Origin of the sequence: Streptomyces sp. NPDC001594, from assembly GCF_042893675.1 — a bacterium.
Taxonomy (GTDB): domain Bacteria; phylum Actinomycetota; class Actinomycetes; order Streptomycetales; family Streptomycetaceae; genus Streptomyces.
The window spans coordinates 486,823-503,704 of sequence record NZ_JBIAVB010000002.1 but is presented as its reverse complement, the minus strand read 5'-3'; the positions used below and the strand labels follow the sequence as shown (position 1 = coordinate 503,704).

17 protein-coding genes are annotated in these 16,882 nt (G+C 71.3%); 5 read left to right on the top strand and 12 right to left on the bottom strand.

Features of this window, described 5'->3' with window-relative positions; genetic code table 11:
- Positions 1-108: 108 nt before the first annotated feature.
- Genes folB through ACFY0O_RS05890 form a run of 3 tightly spaced genes read left to right on the top strand, consistent with a single transcriptional unit; the run spans position 109 to position 1,608 of the window.
- A complete protein-coding gene (gene folB, locus ACFY0O_RS05900) occupies positions 109-468 on the top strand; it encodes a dihydroneopterin aldolase (RefSeq protein ID WP_042809414.1) in 360 nt (119 codons plus the stop codon).
- Positions 465-1,073, top strand: a complete 609-nt coding sequence (folK, locus tag ACFY0O_RS05895) for a 2-amino-4-hydroxy-6-hydroxymethyldihydropteridine diphosphokinase (RefSeq protein ID WP_388943259.1) — start codon at positions 465-467, stop codon at positions 1,071-1,073. Before folB ends, folK begins: the two co-directional genes overlap by 4 nt.
- A 49-nt stretch (positions 1,074-1,122) precedes the next feature.
- Positions 1,123-1,608 carry a DUF3180 domain-containing protein gene (locus tag ACFY0O_RS05890; protein WP_388943257.1) on the top strand — a complete coding sequence of 162 codons (486 nt, stop codon included), beginning with the start codon at positions 1,123-1,125 and terminating at the stop codon, positions 1,606-1,608.
- Positions 1,609-1,619: 11 nt separating this feature from the next.
- Here ACFY0O_RS05890 and ACFY0O_RS05885 read toward each other — a convergent pair whose 3' ends face one another.
- The 7 genes from ACFY0O_RS05885 to dacB form a co-directional block, all read right to left on the bottom strand.
- Entirely contained in the window at positions 1,620-2,012 is a 393-nt protein-coding gene (locus ACFY0O_RS05885; RefSeq protein ID WP_388943255.1) for a hypothetical protein, read from the bottom strand.
- Between the two features lie 4 nt (positions 2,013-2,016).
- Positions 2,017-2,625 (bottom strand): GTP cyclohydrolase I FolE, encoded by a 609-nt coding sequence (gene folE / locus ACFY0O_RS05880; protein WP_358895920.1) that lies wholly within the window; start codon positions 2,623-2,625, stop codon positions 2,017-2,019.
- Between the two features lie 93 nt (positions 2,626-2,718).
- Complete coding sequence (ftsH, locus tag ACFY0O_RS05875; RefSeq protein ID WP_388943252.1) at positions 2,719-4,752, bottom strand: ATP-dependent zinc metalloprotease FtsH; 2,034 nt, start codon at positions 4,750-4,752, stop codon at positions 2,719-2,721.
- Between the two features lie 194 nt (positions 4,753-4,946).
- Positions 4,947-5,507 (bottom strand): hypoxanthine phosphoribosyltransferase, encoded by a 561-nt coding sequence (hpt, locus tag ACFY0O_RS05870; RefSeq protein ID WP_007264874.1) that lies wholly within the window; start codon positions 5,505-5,507, stop codon positions 4,947-4,949.
- Positions 5,508-5,574: 67 nt separating this feature from the next.
- A complete protein-coding gene (gene tilS / locus ACFY0O_RS05865) occupies positions 5,575-6,609 on the bottom strand; it encodes a tRNA lysidine(34) synthetase TilS (protein WP_388943249.1) in 1,035 nt (344 codons plus the stop codon).
- A 191-nt stretch (positions 6,610-6,800) separates the two neighbouring features.
- Entirely contained in the window at positions 6,801-7,946 is a 1,146-nt protein-coding gene (locus ACFY0O_RS05860) for a zinc-dependent metalloprotease (protein ID WP_388943246.1), read from the bottom strand.
- A gap of 58 nt (positions 7,947-8,004) precedes the next feature.
- The gene (gene dacB / locus ACFY0O_RS05855) at positions 8,005-9,447 is read right to left on the bottom strand and encodes a D-alanyl-D-alanine carboxypeptidase/D-alanyl-D-alanine-endopeptidase (protein ID WP_388943244.1); all 1,443 of its coding nucleotides are present in this window, start codon (positions 9,445-9,447) and stop codon (positions 8,005-8,007) included.
- 151 nt (positions 9,448-9,598) lie between these two features.
- On the opposite strand from dacB, the gene ACFY0O_RS05850 reads away from it, so the two are divergent.
- The gene (locus ACFY0O_RS05850; RefSeq protein WP_042818871.1) at positions 9,599-10,093 is read left to right on the top strand and encodes an inorganic diphosphatase; all 495 of its coding nucleotides are present in this window, start codon (positions 9,599-9,601) and stop codon (positions 10,091-10,093) included.
- Positions 10,094-10,262: 169 nt separating this feature from the next.
- Positions 10,263-11,903 (top strand): threonine/serine exporter ThrE family protein, encoded by a 1,641-nt coding sequence (locus ACFY0O_RS05845; RefSeq protein ID WP_388943241.1) that lies wholly within the window; start codon positions 10,263-10,265, stop codon positions 11,901-11,903.
- A gap of 95 nt (positions 11,904-11,998) precedes the next feature.
- Here ACFY0O_RS05845 and ACFY0O_RS05840 read toward each other — a convergent pair whose 3' ends face one another.
- The 5 genes from ACFY0O_RS05840 to ACFY0O_RS05820 form a co-directional block, all read right to left on the bottom strand.
- Complete coding sequence (locus ACFY0O_RS05840; RefSeq protein WP_388943238.1) at positions 11,999-12,712, bottom strand: DedA family protein; 714 nt, start codon at positions 12,710-12,712, stop codon at positions 11,999-12,001.
- 134 nt (positions 12,713-12,846) lie between these two features.
- Positions 12,847-13,605 carry a MerR family transcriptional regulator gene (locus ACFY0O_RS05835; protein ID WP_388943235.1) on the bottom strand — a complete coding sequence of 253 codons (759 nt, stop codon included), beginning with the start codon at positions 13,603-13,605 and terminating at the stop codon, positions 12,847-12,849.
- Positions 13,606-13,702: 97 nt separating this feature from the next.
- Entirely contained in the window at positions 13,703-14,218 is a 516-nt protein-coding gene (locus ACFY0O_RS05830; RefSeq protein WP_388943234.1) for a DinB family protein, read from the bottom strand.
- Between the two features lie 97 nt (positions 14,219-14,315).
- Positions 14,316-15,773 carry an aldehyde dehydrogenase family protein gene (locus ACFY0O_RS05825; protein ID WP_388943231.1) on the bottom strand — a complete coding sequence of 486 codons (1,458 nt, stop codon included), beginning with the start codon at positions 15,771-15,773 and terminating at the stop codon, positions 14,316-14,318.
- 92 nt (positions 15,774-15,865) lie between these two features.
- Positions 15,866-16,744, bottom strand: coding sequence for a helix-turn-helix domain-containing protein (locus ACFY0O_RS05820; protein WP_388943228.1), 879 nt, complete (start codon positions 16,742-16,744; stop codon positions 15,866-15,868).
- Between the last annotated feature and the right edge of the window lie 138 nt (positions 16,745-16,882).

The window sequence follows — 16,882 nt, the reverse complement described above, 5'->3', positions numbered from 1 at the left end:
TATCGCAGGTAAATTCGAAGGTGGACGACGCCGACCGCACTCGGCGTAGGCCCAAGGGCCCGGGCAGTCCCGGGACCGGAAGCACCTACGAAAGCAGGAGTGATTCGCGTGGATCGTGTCGCGCTGCGCGGCCTCAAGGCTCGCGGGCACCACGGCGTCTTCCCCCGGGAACGCGAAGAAGGCCAGACCTTCATCGTCGACCTCGTGCTGCACCTGGACACCCGTCCGGCGGCCGCCGGCGACGACCTGGCCAAGACCGTGCACTACGGGGTCGTGGCCGAGGAGGTCGTCGACGTCGTCCAGGGCGAGCCCGTGGACCTGATCGAGACCCTCGCCGAGCGGATCGCCCAGCAGTGCCTCAAGCACGAGGCCGTGGCCCAGGTGGAGGTCGTCGTCCACAAGCCGGACGCGCCGATCACCGTCCCCTTCGACGACGTGACCATCACGATCACCCGGAGCCGCGTGTGAACAACGGACAGCACGCCCAGAGCGACCCCACGGTCCAGCCCGTCCCCGCGTCCGTCGTCCAGGCGGTCGACGCGGCCGACGTCACCCTCTCCAACCCCAAATGGGCCGTGATCGCGCTCGGCGCGAACCTCGGCAACCGGCTGGAGACCCTCCAGGGCGCCATCGACGCCCTCGGCGACACGCCCGGCCTCCGGGTCAAGGCCGTCTCCCCGGTCTACGAGACCGAGCCGTGGGGCGTCGAGCCGGGCTCGCAGCCCTCGTACCTCAACGCGGTCATCGCGCTGAAGACCACCCTCCCGCCGTCCTCGCTCCTGGAGCGGGCGCACGCCGTCGAGGAGGCCTTCGACCGGGTCCGCGAGGAGCGGTGGGGGCCCCGCACCATCGACGTGGACATCGTCACGTACGCGGACGTTGTCTCCGACGACCCCGTGCTCACCCTCCCGCACCCCCGGGCACACCTGCGGGCCTTCGTGCTGGCCCCCTGGAACGAGATCGACGCCGAGGCCCAGCTCCCCGGCCGCGGCTCCGTCGCCGGCCTGCTGGCCGCGATCGGCATGAGCGGGGTCGCGCCGCGCACCGACCTGGAACTCCGTCTCCCTGAATAGCCGTTAGCGTGTTCAGGTAGCCGACTGCACTGAACAGGGGACGGGCAACGTGAAACAACTGAGGCCGGCGGTCCTGGCGGGCATCTTCGTGATCGCCGGGGTGCTGTCCTGGGCGGGCGCCCGCCTGTGGAACGCCTACGGCACCCTGCCGGGCGTCCCACTGGCCGCGCCGATCGTGCTGGCGGTCATCGCGGTGGTGCTGTTCGCCACGGCCCTGTCCCTGCGCGGCCGCCTCAAGGCCCAGCGCGAGCGCCGGCCGGGGGCCAAGGGCGTGGAGCCGCTGATGGCGGCCCGCGCGGTGGTCTTCGGCCAGGCCAGCGCGCTGGTGGCGGCCCTGGTCGCCGGCATGTACGGCGGGGTCGGCGTCTTCCTCCTGACGGACTCCCTGGACGTCCCGGCCCGCCGCGACCAGACCTGGTACGCGGGCGGCTCGGTCCTGGCGGGCGCCGCGGTCATCGCGGCCGCCCTCTTCCTGGAGCACGTCCTGAAGCTCCCGGACGACGAGGACCCCGCGAAGGCCCAGGCGGCGGCCTGAGCCGCCGGAGCTCAGCCGTAGCGGGGGCCCAGCCACTCCCAGAGCGGGCGCGGCCCCGGCCCGTGGCCCTCCCAGTCGCAGAACTGGAGGTCCTCCAGCACGCCGTCGTGCGCGAACAGCGTGGCCTCCCCGTCGTAGCCGCCGTCCGCGTCCAGCAGGGGCGCGCTCGCCACCGGCCCGAGCCCCCGGGCGGCCGGGGCGGCCTGCCGTGCTCGCGGGGCCTGCGCCGCCACCCTCAGGTACACGCAGGGGCAGGAGCAGCCGCTGTCGCGCATCTCGGCGTAAGGGATCTGTGCCCGCAGCCCCCGGTGGAGGTCGGACGGGCCGTCGAGCAGCAGCTCCAGAGTGCGGCGCACGTCCTCGCCCAGCGGCTGCCAGCCGGCCTCCCCGGCCGACGGCTCCACCGGGTCAGCGCGCCATGATCAGGCTCATGGCCTCGTTGCGGGTCGCGGGGTCGCGGAGCTGGCCGCGGACCGCCGAGGTGATGGTCTTGGCGCCCGGCTTGCGGACCCCGCGCATCGTCATGCACATGTGCTCGCACTCGATGACCACGATGCAGCCGCGCGGGTCGAGGATCTCCATCAGGGAGTCGGCGATCTGCGTGGTGAGGCGCTCCTGCACCTGGGGGCGGCGGGCGAAGACGTCGACCAGCCGGGCCAGCTTCGACAGGCCGGTGATCTTGCCGTCGGTGGACGGGATGTAGCCGACGTGGGCCACGCCGTGGAACGGGACCAGGTGGTGCTCACAGCTGGACATGACCTCGATGTCCTTCACCAGGACCATCTCGTCGTGGCCGAGGTCGAAGGTCGTCGTCAGGACGTCCTCGGGCTTCTGGTACAGACCGGCGAATATCTCCCTGTACGCCCGCGCCACGCGCGCGGGGGTCTCCAGGAGGCCCTCGCGGTCCGGGTCCTCGCCGACCGCGATCAGGAGCTCGCGGACGGCCGCCTCGGCGCGCTTCTCGTCGAACTCGCCGATCGTGCCCTCGTCACCGGTCAGGGTCACTGGGTCGGTCATCTCTTCCTCGTTCCTGTGTGCGCGGGCGGCGTACAAATGTGCCGCGCCCCCCAGGCTAGAACCTGGGGGGCGCGGCATCCATTCCGGACCTGATCAGGCCTCCGGGCGCTCCTCCGGGGAGGACTCCGGGGACTTCTCCACCGACACGGCGGTCTGGGCCGAGGCCGAGGTGCCGTTGGCGGCGTTCGTCAGCTGGAGCTCCTTGGGAGAGAGCACCGGCGGACGGGTGGAGGGGGTACGGCGGGCCGAGCCGGTCCACGCCGGGCGGGCCGGGCGCTTCACGATCGTGGAGAAGATCTCGGCGATCTCCTCCTTGCCCAGCGTCTCCTTCTCCAGGAGCGCGAGGACGAGGTTGTCCAGGACGTCCCGGTTCTCGACCAGGATCTCCCAGGCCTCGTTGTGCGCGGTCTCGATGAGCTTCTTGACCTCTTCGTCGACCAGCGCCGCGACCTCCTCCGAGTAGTCCCGCGGGTGCGACATCTCGCGGCCCAGGAACGGCTCGGTGTTGTCCCCGCCGAACTTGATCGCGCCGAGGCGCTCGGTCATGCCGTACTGGGTGACCATCGCGCGGGCCGTCGCCGTGGCCTTCTCGATGTCGTTCGCGGCGCCCGTGGTCGGGTCGTGGAAGACCAGTTCCTCGGCCGCGCGGCCGCCCAGCATGTACGCGAGCTGGTCGAGCATCTCGTTGCGGGTGGTCGAGTACTTGTCCTCGTCGGGCAGGACCATGGTGTAGCCCAGGGCCCGGCCGCGGGACAGGATCGTGATCTTGTGTACCGGGTCGGAGTTCGGGGAGGCCGCCGCGACCAGGGCGTGTCCGCCCTCGTGGTACGCGGTGATCTTCTTCTCCTTGTCGGACATGATCCGGGTCCGCTTCTGCGGGCCCGCCACCACGCGGTCGATCGCCTCGTCCAGCATCGAGTTGTCGATCAGCTTCTTGTCCGAGCGGGCGGTCAGCAGAGCCGCTTCGTTCAGGACGTTGGACAGATCGGCACCCGTGAAACCGGGGGTGCGGCGGGCGACGGCCGAGAGGTCGACGTCCGGTGCGACCGGCTTGCCCTTCTGGTGGACCTTGAGGATCTCCAGACGGCCCTGCATGTCCGGGCGGTCGACCGCGATCTGCCGGTCGAAGCGGCCCGGGCGCAGCAGCGCCGGGTCGAGGATGTCGGGGCGGTTCGTGGCGGCGATCAGGATGACGCCGCCCTTCACGTCGAAGCCGTCCATCTCGACGAGCAGCTGGTTGAGGGTCTGCTCGCGCTCGTCGTGGCCGCCGCCGAGGCCCGCGCCGCGGTGCCGGCCGACGGCGTCGATCTCGTCGACGAAGACGATCGCCGGGGCGTTCGCCTTGGCCTGTTCGAACAGGTCGCGGACGCGGGAGGCGCCGACGCCGACGAACATCTCGACGAAGTCGGAACCGGAGATCGAGTAGAACGGCACGCCGGCCTCGCCCGCGACGGCGCGCGCGAGCAGGGTCTTGCCGGTTCCGGGCGGGCCGTAGAGCAGCACACCCTTGGGGATCTTGGCGCCGACGGCCTGGAACTTCGCCGGCTCCTGCAGGAACTCCTTGATCTCGTGGAGTTCCTCGACGGCCTCGTCCGAGCCCGCGACGTCGGCGAACGTCGTCTTCGGGGTGTCCTTGGTGATGAGCTTCGCCTTGGACTTGCCGAAGTTCATGACCCGGGAGCCGCCGCCCTGCATCTGGTTCATCAGGAACAGGAAGACGACGACGATGAGGACGAAGGGCAGGAGCGAGAGCAGCACGCTCAGGAACGGGCTGGTCTTGTCCGGCGTGACGGAGTAGCCGTCCGGGATCTGACCGGCTTCGTACTTGGTCTGGAGGTTCTGGGCGAGCTGGACGCCCTGGTCCCCGATGTAGTTGGCCTGGAACTTGGTGCCGCTGTTGTTGTCGAGCTTCTGGCCCTTCTTCAGCTCGATCTTGATCATCTGGCTGTCGCCGGTGGTCAGCTTGGCGCTCTCGACCTGGCCACTGTTGATCGCCTTGATGACCTCGCTGGTCTCCACCGACTTGTAGCCGCCGCCGGAGCCGACGACGTTCATCAACACGACCACGGCGAGGACGGCCAGCACGATCCACATGACCGGCCCACGGAAGTATCGCTTCACGTCCATCCATACGGGGTGCCAGGCACCCCGTCCCTCCTGCCCGTAGGTAAATGCTGCTGTGAGTAAAGACTGTTCTTCGGAATGTACCCCTGTATTGTCACCCGCCGCCCCGTGGGACGGCCGACAGACCCGCCTTCTCCTCCAACGGCGGGAATCGCCCCCGGGTTCCCCCCGGGGGCGATCGCGGTGACGACGGGGGTTCAGCCGCCGTAGACGTGCGGGGCGAGCGTCCCGACGAACGGCAGGTTGCGGTACTTCTCCGCGTAGTCGAGGCCGTAGCCGACGACGAACTCGTTGGGGATGTCGAAACCGACCCACTCGACGTCGATGGCGACCTTGGCGGCCTCGGGCTTGCGCAGCAGCGTGACGACCTTGAGGGAGGCCGGCTGGCGGGAGCCGAGGTTCGACAGCAGCCAGGACAGGGTCAGGCCGGAGTCGATGATGTCCTCGACGATCAGGACGTGCTTGTCCTTGATGTCGGTGTCCAGGTCCTTGAGGATCCGCACCACGCCAGAGGACTGGGTCCCGGCGCCGTACGAGGACACCGCCATCCAGTCCATGGTGAGCGGGGTGGACAAGGCACGCGCCAGGTCCGCCATCACCATCACGGCGCCCTTGAGCACACCGACGATGAGCAGGTCCTTGCCCGCGTACTCCGCGTCGATCTTCGCGGCCAGCTCGGCCAGCTTCGCGTCGATCTCTTCCTTGGTGATGAGCACCGACTGGAGGTCGTTGCCCATGTCCTTCTCGTCCACCCGCATCACTTTCGTTGTCGGCCGGGGGCTCCGGAGTGTGCCCCCGGAGGACTCAGCCGTGTTTCAGCACCAATCAGCCCTGCCGGATGACAAGTCTGCCACCCTGCCGCTGGGCCTCGACGCGGCCGGGCAGGTTGATGGCCCCCTGGCCCCGCCATCCCGTGATGAGCCGGTCGACTTCCTCGATGTGGCGGGCGAAGAGGGAGCCGGCGGGGGAGCCCGCCGCGACCACGGCGCGGCGCAGCACGCGGCGGCGCACGGCGGGCGGCAGGGCGTACAGCTTGGCGCACTCCAGGCGGCCGTCCGCGTCGCGCACGCCGGCCTCGGCGTCGGCGGCCCAGGCGTCGAGGGCGTCGGCGTCGTCGCGGGAGAGCTGGGCGGTGCGGGCGAGCGCCTCCACGACCCCCTTGCCGAGCGCCTTCTCCAGGGCGGGCAGTCCCTCGTGGCGCAGCCGGGAGCGGGTGTAGGCCGGGTCGATGTTGTGCGGGTCGTCCCAGACGGGGAGGGACTGGACCATGCAGGCCTTGCGGGCGGTCTGCCGGTCGACGTGGAGGAAGGGGCGGCGGTAGCGCCTGGTGCGGCCGGGGCCTCCGGAGACTTCGGCCATGCCGGACAGCGAGCGGATGCCGGAGCCGCGGGCGAGGCCCAGCAGGACGGTTTCCGCCTGGTCGTCGCGGGTGTGGCCGAGCAGCACGGCGGCGGCGCCGAGCCGGTCGGCGGCCTCGTCGAGGGCGGCGTAGCGGGCGTCCCGGGCGGCGGCCTCGGGTCCGCCGTCGCGGCCGACGCGCACGGCGACGGACTCCACCGGGTCGAGGCGGAGCGCGGTCATGCGGCTGACGACCTCCGCGGCGCGCAGGTCGGAGCCGGGCTGGAGGCCGTGGTCGATGGTGATGCCGCCGGCCCGGATGCCGAGCTTGGGGGCTTCGAAGGCGAGGGCGGAGGCGAGCGCCATGGAGTCGGCGCCGCCGGAGCAGGCGACGAGGACGAGCGGCGGGGTGGCGGCCGCGCGGCCCGTGGGGGCGGTCGGGTCGGTCAGGTCGGTGAGGACGTCGTGGAGTACGCGGCGGACCGCCAGGCGTATCGCCGCGACCGCAGGATGGGGACCCATGTCCGGTGCCCTTCGTGGAGTTCGGATGCTCGGAGGCTTCGGGGTGTGCTCGCGCGGGAGTGGTCACTCAGAGTGCGTCGATGGTGACAGAAGCGAGCCGTTCTCCGAGCATCGCACGCCCTTCAACGGCTCACGGTCCCTCGGAAGGGTGATGCTGCTTCCCCCAGTGAGACATGTTTACGCCTCCCGAGTCACCCCTCTTCGCGCCCCGCGCTCCCCTTGCGGTGCACGCGTGCCACCCAGTCCGAGGGCTTGGCGATCTCCGCTTTGGTCGGCAGCGTGTTCGGGGAGGTCCACACGCGGTTGAAGCCGTCCATCCCGACCTCGCCGACGACGGCGCGCACGAACCGCTCGCCGTCGCGGTACTGGCGGAGCTTGGCGTCGAGGCCGAGGAGCTTGCGCAGGGCGGCGTCCAGGCGGCCGGCGCCGGTGGCGCGGCGCTGCTGGAACTTCTCGCGGATCTCGGCGACGGAGGGGACCACCTCGGGGCCGACGCCGTCCATGACGAAGTCGGCGTGGCCCTCCAGCAGGGACATGACGGCGGTGAGCCGGCCGAGCACCTCGCGCTGGAGGGGGCTCTGGACGAGATCGACGAAGGAGTGGGCCTCCTCGCCGCGCTCGCCGTCGGGGCGGGCGCCGGCGAAGGACTGGACGGCTTCACGCAGCCGTTCCAGGAGGGCTCCGGGTTCCATCTCGGTGGCGCCGAGGAAGGTCTGGATCTCGCCCTCCAGGTGGGCGCGCAGCCACGGGACGGCGGTGAACTGGGTGCGGTGCGTCTCCTCGTGGAGGCAGACCCAGAGCCGGAAGTCGTGCGGGCTGACCTCCAGCTCGCGCTCCACGTGGACGATGTTGGGGGCGACCAGCAGCAGCCGGCCGCCGGTGGCGGGATCGCCGGGCAGGGCGCCGGCGACCTGCGCGAAGGTCTCGTACTGGCCGAGGACGCGGGAGGCCAGGAAGCTGAGCAGCATGCCGAGCTCGACGCCGGTGACCTTGCCGCCGACGGCGCCGAGGACGGCGCCGCCGGGGGCGCCGCCGCGGCGGTCCTGCATCTTGGCGAGGAGCGGGCCCAGCAGTTCGCGGAAGCCCTCGACGTTGGCCCGGACCCAGCCGGCCCGGTCGACGACGAGGACGGGGGTGTCGGGGAGGGGGGCGCCCTCGGGCATCATCCGGGTGAACGCGCGCACGTGCTCCTCGGAGGTCCTGGCGTGCCGGCGCAGTTCCGCCACCACGGCCCGGGCCTCGTCGCGGCTGACTTCCGGACCCGGCCGTACGAGCCGGGTCGCGGTCGCCACCGCGAGGTTCCAGTCGACCATCTCCGCACCACCGATGCTCGTCATGCGTCAACGGTACGTGGACCTGCGCCGCTGCGGATCCCCCCGGCGCGGGGCCCGGGGGTCAGGGGGTGGAGGCGACGGCGGCCGCGAGCTTGTCGAGGCCCTTCTCGGCGGCGGAGCCGTCGGGGGCGTTCGCGGTGAGGAACGCGAAGGCCAGGAGCCGCCCGGACGGGGCGACGACGGTGCCCGCGAGGGAGTTCACGCCGGTCAGGGTGCCGGTCTTGGCACGGAGCAGGCCGGCGGCGGGGGAGGTGCCGGCGTTGCGGGTGCGCAGGGTGCCGGTGAAGCCGGCGACGGGCAGTCCGGTGAGGACGGGCCGCAGCTCCGGGTGCTGGGGGTCGGCGGCCTTGGCGAGGAGGCCCGCCAGGAGGCGGGCGCTGACCTTGTCGGCCCGGTTGAGGCCGCTGCCGTCGGCGAAGCGGGTGCCGGTGAGGTCGACGCCGAGGGAGCCGAGCCGCTGGGTGACGGCCTGCTCGCCGCCCTCGAAGCTGGCGGGTTTGCCGGTGGCGAGGGCGGTCTGGCGGGCGAGGGCCTCGGCGATGTCGTTGTCGCTGTTGGTCAGCATCCGCTCGACGAGCCCGGCGAGGGGGGTGGAGAGGGTGGTGGCCAGCGGGCGGGCGTCGGCGGCGGGCTTGGCGGGGGCGGGTTCGCCGGTCACCTTGATGCCCCGGTCGCGCAGCAGGGCGGCGAAGGCGCGGGCGGTGTCCTTGGAGGGATCCTCACCGCGTTCGACGGGTCCGGCGGTGGAGTCGTCGGGGCGGGCCTCGTCGGCGGTGAGCGCGGTGACGGGCGCGAGGTTGTCGTTGCGGCCGATGGGGTGGCGGACGGGGCCCGAGTAGAGGGTGTCGTCGTAGCCGAGGGCGACGGTGTCGGTGCCGGCGGCCTTGAGGGCCTGGGCGGTGTCGGCGGCGAGGGCGACGAGGCTGCCGCCGGAGCCGGCCGGGCTCTTCTTCTTGGCGGTGAGGGAGGGGTCGCCGCCGCCGACGAGGACGACCTGGCCGGCGTCGGGGCCGGGGACCACGGTGGTGCGGATGCGGTGCTCGGGGCCGAGGGCGGCCAGCGCGGCGCTGGCGGTGGCGATCTTGACGGTGGAGGCGGGGGTCATGGGTTCGGCCGCCCCGGATTCGTACAGCACGGCGCCCGTGGCGGCGTCGATCACGGCGGCCCCGCGCACGGTCCCGAGCGCGGGGTCGGCCAGCAGCGGCCCCAGGGCCCCGGCGAGGGCGGCGGCGGAGGCGTCGGAGGTGCGCGGGGCGATGCCCTGGAGCACCCCCGGGGCGCTCGGGGCCGCCTGCGGGAGGGACCCGGCCGCGTGATCTGCGCCACCCGTCGGGCTCCAGGAGGCGGCCCTGTCCCGCTCGGCCTTACGCTGGCCGGAGTCCCAGGGGCCGGCGGCGGTCACGGCCGCGGCCGACAGGGCGAGGCCGGCGACGGCCGACCCCGCGATGAGCTGCCACGTCTTGACCAATGGCACCTCGGACCAGCCCCTTTCGCGATCACACATATGCGTGAGGGACACTTAACCACTGCGTCTTGCCGCGAGCATGGCACCCCACCCCAGGGATGGGCCGGACGCGCACGCTTTTGAATCAAAAGCCATCTCGGAGCAGTCAAGCTCCGGCAGAGGGCCGGAGCTGATCATGGAGGAGCAGGACGTGGAGTTCGACGTCACCATCGAGATCCCCAAGGGTTCGCGGAACAAGTACGAGGTGGACCACGAGACCGGCCGGATCCGTCTGGACCGTCGCCTCTTCACCTCGACCAGCTACCCGACGGACTACGGCTTCGTCGAGAACACCCTCGGCGAGGACGGCGACCCGCTGGACGCGCTGGTCATCCTGGACGAGCCCACCTTCCCGGGCTGCCTGATCAAGTGCCGCGCGATCGGCATGTTCAACATGACGGACGAGGCGGGCGGCGACGCCAAGCTGCTGTGCGTCCCGGCCTCCGACCCGCGTGTCGAGCACCTGCGCGACATCCACCACATCTCGGAGTTCGACCGCCTGGAGATCCAGCACTTCTTCGAGGTCTACAAGGACCTGGAGCCGGGCAAGTCGGTCGAGGGCGCCAACTGGGTGGGCCGCGCCGAGGCCGAGGCCGAGATCGAGGCCTCGTACAAGCGCCTTGAGGCCCAGGGCGGCCACCACTGAGCTCCGCTCGGTGAGCGCTAGAGCCTGAACAGCGGGCGGCATCCCCCACGGGGGTGCCGCCCGCTGTGGCGTTCGCGGGGGCCTCCGCGTCCTCCCGGCGGCCTGTCTCGCCACGGAGGAATCGATTCCGCATACTGATACCGCCAGGTGATCAAGGGTGGGAGGATGCGTGGCGGAGGCCGAAGGGCCCGGTCCCGAAGACCGGAAGCCGAAGTCCGACGAGGCGCGCAGCGCCTTCACCCCGCCGCCCGGGATGGAACCGGAGCTCCCCGACGCGGACCAGGCCACGTCGGAGTTCGCCCGCCCCGAGGGGCTGCCCCCGCCGCCCGCCGGACCGGAGGGCTCCGGCTTCAGCACCCCGGCCACCTACAGCGCCCAGCACGCCCCGCCCGCGCACGCCCCGGCCCCGCTGCCCGCCTTCCCCGCCTCCTCCCCCTGGCAGGACCGCATGCGCATGATGCTGCGCATGCCGGTGGACGTCCGCCCGGTCCCCGAGCCGGCACAGCGGCAGAGCGAGTCAGGCCCCGCCGTGGGCCGCGTCCTCGACCTCACCCTCCGCATCGGGGAGCTGCTGCTGGCCGGCGGCGAGGGCGCCGAGGACGTGGAGGCCGCGATGTTCGCCGTGGCCCGCTCCTACGGCCTCGACCGCGCCGAGCCGACCGTCACGTTCACCCTGCTGTCGATCACCCACCAGCCCTCCCTGGTCGGCAACCCGGTCTCCGCCAGCCGCACCGTGCGCCGGCGCGGCACCGACTACACCCGGCTCGCCGCCGTCTTCCGGCTGGTCGACGACATCAGCACGCCCGAGGTGGAGATCTCCCTGGAGGAGGCCTACCGCCGCCTCGCCGAGATCCGCCGCAACCGCCACCCCTACCCCACCTGGGTGCTCACCGCCGCCGCCGGGCTGCTCGCCGGGGCCGCCTCCACCCTGGTCGGCGGCGGGGTGACGGTGTTCTTCTGCGCCGCCCTCGGCGCCGTGCTGGGCGACCGGCTGGCCTGGTACTTCGCCGACCGCGGGCTGCCGGAGTTCTACCAGTTCGTGGTCGCGGCGATGCCCCCGGCCGCCATCGGGGTGGCCCTCAAGGTCGCCGAGATCGACGTCCGCTCCTCGGCCGTGATCACCGGCGGCCTGTTCGCCCTGCTGCCCGGACGGGCCCTGGTCGCGGCCGTACAGGACGGCCTGACCGGCTTCTACATCACCGCGTCCGCCCGGCTGCTGGAGGTGATGTACCTCTTCATCGGCATCATCATCGGCGTCCTCGTGGTGATCTACGTGGGCCTCCAGTTCGGCGCCTCCCCGAACCCGGACGAGGTGCTCCAGATCCCCCACCGGCCGCTGCTCCAGATCCTCGCCTCGATGGTGCTGGTGTTCACGTTCGCGATCCTGCTCCAACAGGAACGCTCCACCGTGTGGATCGTGACCCTCAACGGCGGCGTCGCCTGGGTCACCTTCGGCGCGCTGCGGGCCGCCGGCCTGCCGCCGGTTCCGTCCACGGCGATCGCGGCCGGGCTCGTCGGCCTGTTCGGGCAGCTGTTCTCGCGGTACCGGTTCGCCTCCGCGCTCCCGTACGTCACCGCCGCCATCGGCCCGCTGCTGCCGGGTTCGGCGACCTACTTCGGGCTGCTGTCGATCGCCGAGAACCGGCTCGACACGGGGCTGGCCTCACTCACCAACGCCGCCGCGATCGCACTCGCGATCGCCATCGGCGTGAACCTGGGCTCCGAGAGCTCACGGCTGTTCATGCGGATCCCGGGGGCCCGCAGCGCCGCCAAGCGCCGGGCGGCGGCGAAACGGACCCGCGGCTTCTGAGACCCCCGCCGGGCCGTGGCGGCCCGGCACCCCGCCCGGACACGCGTGTGCCCCGGAGACGGTCCGTCTCCGGGGCACACGGGGCCTCGGCGGGGTCAGCGCTTGGCGTGGCGGCCGCGCTGGCCGGGGGCCGGCGGCTGCTCCTCCATCGGGTGGCGGGGCTGCACCGGGGCGGAGGCGGCGGCCTTCTTGGCCTTGCGGGCCTTCAGGAACTCGAAGATCACCGGGATCACCGAGATCAGCACGATGCCGATGAAGATCGCCTCGATGTTGTTCTTGATGACGTCGAAGCGGCCGAGCTGGTAGCCGAGGACGGTGACGCCCGCGCCCCAGGCGACGCCGCCGATGACGTTGTACGTGAGGAAGACCCGGTACTTCATCGCACCGGCGCCCGCGACCATCGGCGCGAAGGTGCGGATGATGGGCACGAAGCGGGCGAGCACGATGGCCTTGGGGCCGTGCTTCTCCATGAAGTCGTGCGCCGAGTCCAGGTTCTCCCGCTTGAAGACCTTGCTGTTCGGCCGGTTGAACAGCTTCGGGCCGAAGAACTTGCCGATCAGGTAGCCCACCTGGTCACCGATGATCGCGGAGGCCGCGATCAGCGTGCACACGAGCCACAGCGGCTCCTTGATGCTCCCGCTGGCCGTGAACAGACCCGCCGTGAACAGCAGGGAGTCGCCGGGCAGGAAGGCGAAGAGACCCGATTCCGCGAAGACGATGACCAGGATGCCGATCAGGCCGAACTGCCCGATCAGGTAGTCCGGCGACAGCCACTGCGGGCCGAGGGCAAGCGTGTAGAGGGGTTCCACGTTTCCGGGCTCTCCTGGATCAGCAGGGGGACGTCTGCGGTGGGGGACGCGACGATGCAGGCGGTCTAATTATGAACGCACACCGCCCCCACCGGGTTCCAGGGACCGGAGGGGGCGGCAGGGGCGGGGTCGCGCTACGCCTTGCGCACCGCGTTGGCGGTGATCGAGTCCCGCAGGTGCTCGGCCACGCCGGCGCCCATGGCGTCGTAGAAGGCCTTGAACCGCTCGTCGGACACGTACATCTCGCCGAGGCACACGTGCATCTCGTAGCCGCACTCGTAGTACCGGTCGCAGATGTGCCGCCGGTGCTCCTCGGCCATCTCCATGGCCGCCTCGCCGTCGGCGGGCTCGCCGGCCGCCACCAGGGCCGCGTACCGGGTACCCCAGTCGGCGACCTCGTCCTGGATCCGCTGCCAGTCCTCCTTGGTGTACGAGGCCGCCCGGCGCTGCGACTCGGCGTAGGCCTCGGTGCCGCCCCAGCGGCGTTCGGCCTCCTCCGCGTACTGCTCCGGGTCCTTGTCCCCGAACACCTCGAACCTCTCCTCGGGCGTGAGGTTGATGCCCATCTTGTTCGCCTCCATGGCGTGCTCCACGGCCTTGGCCATCTGCTGGAGCCGGGCGATCCGGTCGGACAGGAGGGCGTGCTGCCGGCGCAGGTGCTCCCTCGGGTCCGAGTCCGGGTCGTCCAGCAGGACCGCGACCTCGTCGAGCGGGAAGCCGAGCTCCCGGTAGAACAGGATCCGCTGCAGCCGGTCCAGGTCGGCGTCGTCGTAACGCCGGTGGCCCGCGCCGCTGCGGCCGCTCGGGCAGAGCAGGCCGATCTCGTCGTAGTGGTGCAGGGTGCGCACCGTCACTCCGGCGAAACCGGCGACCTGGCCCACGGAGTAGCCCATCGCTTCCGCTCCCTTCGGTTGGGTACGCACCCCACTGTGGTTCCTCACGCCGCGTGAGGTGCAAGCCCGGATCCGCGGGGCCCTGGGGGAGGCGGGCTCAGCCCATCGCCTTCGTGCCGTCCAGGGTCTCGCGGATGATGTCCGCGTGGCCCGCGTGCCGGGCGAACTCGCGGACCAGGTGCAGCAGCATCCAGCGCATCGAGACCGTGGCGTCCTGGGGGAACCAGGGGGCCGGCGGCAGCGGGAACTCGTCGTCCAGGCTGGGGAGCGACTCGACGAAGCCGGTCGTCTGCTCCTTGACCGTGTCCCAGAAGGCGAGGGCGGACTCCAGGGTCTCCCCCTCGGTCAGCCGGAAGCCCTCGTGCCACTCCTCGGGGGCGCGGCGGTGCTCTCCCCCAGGCTTCTGCTGGGCCATGCGGAGCCAGTTCAGCTCGACCTCGGCCACGTGCTTGATCAGCCCGGCCAGGGACAGCTCGCTCGCGGTGGGCCGGCTCGCGGTCTGCTCCGCGGTCAGACCGGCCGCGGCCCGCCTCAGCGCCTCGCGCTGGTCCTCGACGAAGAGGAGCAGGGTGGCGCGCTCGTCTCCCGCGACTTCCTGGGTGGGGTGTGCCATGGCCGACCGCCTTTTCCGTGGTGGGGTGCGGGGTCTCCCCCGCCGACACCCACCACGCTACGAGCCCTTGCGGTCAGCTCCTGTCCTTGATGGACCCCTAGAACGGAAAAGTCGTCCGGCCGTGCTGGATGGAGATCCACTTCTGGGTGGTGAAGGCCTCCACCGTGGCCTCGCCGCCCAGCCGGCCCAGCCCCGAGGCCTTCTCCCCGCCGAAGGCGGTCAGCGGCTCGTCGCCGATGGTGGAGTCGTTGACGTGGATCATCCCGGTCTCGACGCGCTGTGCGAAGCGGACCCCGCGCTCCACGTCACGGGTGTGCACGGCGCCGCTGAGCCCGTACGGGGTGGCGTTGGCCAGGCGTACGGCCTCCTCCTCCCCGTCGAAGACGACCAGCAGGGCGACGGGGCCGAAGATCTCCTGTCCCAGCAGCGGGGAGTCCTCGGGCAGGCCGGCCAGGACGGTCGGCTCGACCAGGTTGCCGCGCGTAGAGCCCCGGACGAGGGCCGTGGCCCCGGACTCGACGGCACGGTCCACGAGGGCGGTCAGGGCGTCGGCCTGGAAGGAGTTGATCAGGGGCCCGATGTGGGTGTCGGCCTCGCGCGGGTCGCCGGTCTTCAGGGCGCGGACCCGGGCGGTGAACTTCTCGGTGAACTCCTCGGCGACGGCGGCGTCGACGAGGATCCGGTTGGCGGCCATGCAGACCTGGCCCTGGAAGACGAAGCGGCTGAAGACGGCCGCGTCCACCGCGTAGTCGACGTCGGCGTCGTCGAGGACGACCAGGGCGCTGTTGCCGCTGAGTTCCAGGACGGTCCGCTTGAAGTGGCGGGCGGCGACCGCGCCGACGTGCCGTCCGGTGCGGTCGGAGCCGGCGAAGGAGATGACCTTCGGGACGGGGTGGGTGAGGATCGCGTCGCCGATCTCGGCGATGTCCGTGACCAGGACGTTCAACAGGCCGGCGGGCAGGCCCGCGTCCTCGAAGATCTTGGCGATGATCCCGCCGCCGGAGACGGGGGCGTTCTGGTTGGGCTTGACGACGACCGCGTTGCCGAGGGCCAGCGCCGGGGCGACCGACTTGAGGGTCACCAGGAGCGGGAAGTTGAAGGGGCTGATCACGGCGACGACGCCGACGGGCAGGCGCTGGACGCGGTTCTCCTTGCCCGCGACCGTCGAGGGCAGGATGCGGCCCTCGGGCCGGACGGCCAGCCGGATCGCCTCGCGCAGGAACTCCATCGCGAGGTGGACCTCGTACTCGGCCTTGGGACGGGTCCCGCCGAGCTCGTCGATCATCGCCTCGACGATCTCCTTCTGGCGCTCCTCGGTGATCCGCAGGGCGCGCTCCAGGACGGTGCGTCTGGCGTAGGGGCTGGTGGCGGCCCAGTCGCGCTGCGCCCGCTCGGCCGCCCGGTAGGCCCGGTCGACCTGCTCGACGGTGGCCACGGTGACGGCCGCGAGCTTCTCCCCGTTGTAGGGGTTGACGTCGATGATGTCCCACGAGCCGGTGCCGGGCAGCCATTCGCCGTCTATGTACTGGTGAGCCAGGTCGGTGAATATGGACATGCCATCCCTTACTGCGAGCGCGCACCCCTGCGCTGCACCGGAGACCGATCGTTCGTCGTCAAGCTCTGATCAGACGTCATAGTACGTGCGGTTCAAGACAGTTGGAGCAGTCCGCGCAGGAGGTCACGGGTCTGTCCGGGGTCGGGGCAGTCGGCCTGGAGCCGCTCCATCGCCCGTGCGTACTGCCCCACTTCCTCTTCCTTGTCCAGGTAGAGCGCGCTGGTCAGCTGTTCCAGATAGACGATGTCCTGGAGGTCGGACTCGGGGAAGCGCAGCAGGGTGAAGGCGCCGCTCTCACCGGCGTGGCCGCCGAAGGAGAAGGGCATCACCTGGAGCTGTACGTTGGGCCGCTGACCGATTTCGATCAGGTGTTCCAACTGCCCGCGCATCACGTCGCGGTCGCCGTACGGGCGGCGCAGCGCGGCCTCGTCGAGGACGGCGTGGAAGACGGGCGCGTTCTCGGAGACGAGGACCTTCTGGCGCTCCAGGCGCAGCGCGACCCGCCGGTCGATCTCGGCGGCGGAGGCGTTCGGCATGCCGCGCTTGACGACGGCCTGGGCGTAGGCCTCGGTCTGGAGGAGGCCGTGGATGAACTGGACCTCGTAGATGCGGATGAGGGAGGCCGCACCCTCCAGCCCGATGTAGGTCTGGAACCACCCGGGGAGCACGTCCCCGTAACTGTGCCACCAGCCCGCGGCGTTGGCCTCGCGGACCAGCCCCAGGAGGGACTCCCGCTCCGCGCCGTCGGTCACCCCGTAGAGGGTCAGCAGGTCTTCCACGTCCCTGGCCTTGAAGCTCACCCTTCCCAACTCCAAGCGGCTGATCTTCGATTCGGATGCGCGGATCGAGTAGCCGGCCGCCTCACGGGTGATGCCGCGGGATTCTCGGAGTCGCCTGAGCTGTGAGCCCAGGAGGATGCGGCGCACCACAGAACCGCTGGCTTCTGCGGTCACTAGTCCTGCCCTCCCCATCGCAATGGTGTGCGCGTGGTGTGCGCGTGCCTCGTCGGGGCCCCCGTATCCCCGGTGCCGCAGTCTGCCACCAAAACGCATCGGCCCGTACTCGTTCTGTAACGGAATCCGGCGTCCCGGAAAAGAAGTCCGTAAGTA

What these genes read in the sequence shown, in the direction of transcription:
- tilS (WP_388943249.1), bottom strand. Translation starts at nt 6,609, where the DNA reads ATGGGTCCCCATCCTGCGGTCGCGGCGATACGCCTGGCGGTCCGCCGC.
- ACFY0O_RS05820 (WP_388943228.1), bottom strand. Translation starts at nt 16,744, where the DNA reads ATGGGGAGGGCAGGACTAGTGACCGCAGAAGCCAGCGGTTCTGTGGTG.
- folE (WP_358895920.1), bottom strand. Translation starts at nt 2,625, where the DNA reads ATGACCGACCCAGTGACCCTGACCGGTGACGAGGGCACGATCGGCGAG.
- ACFY0O_RS05835 (WP_388943235.1), bottom strand. Translation starts at nt 13,605, where the DNA reads ATGGGCTACTCCGTGGGCCAGGTCGCCGGTTTCGCCGGAGTGACGGTG.
- ACFY0O_RS05830 (WP_388943234.1), bottom strand. Translation starts at nt 14,218, where the DNA reads ATGGCACACCCCACCCAGGAAGTCGCGGGAGACGAGCGCGCCACCCTG.
- ftsH (WP_388943252.1), bottom strand. Translation starts at nt 4,752, where the DNA reads ATGGACGTGAAGCGATACTTCCGTGGGCCGGTCATGTGGATCGTGCTG.
- dacB (WP_388943244.1), bottom strand. Translation starts at nt 9,447, where the DNA reads ATGTGTGATCGCGAAAGGGGCTGGTCCGAGGTGCCATTGGTCAAGACG.
- ACFY0O_RS05825 (WP_388943231.1), bottom strand. Translation starts at nt 15,773, where the DNA reads ATGTCCATATTCACCGACCTGGCTCACCAGTACATAGACGGCGAATGG.
- ACFY0O_RS05860 (WP_388943246.1), bottom strand. Translation starts at nt 7,946, where the DNA reads ATGACGAGCATCGGTGGTGCGGAGATGGTCGACTGGAACCTCGCGGTG.
- hpt (WP_007264874.1), bottom strand. Translation starts at nt 5,507, where the DNA reads ATGCGGGTGGACGAGAAGGACATGGGCAACGACCTCCAGTCGGTGCTC.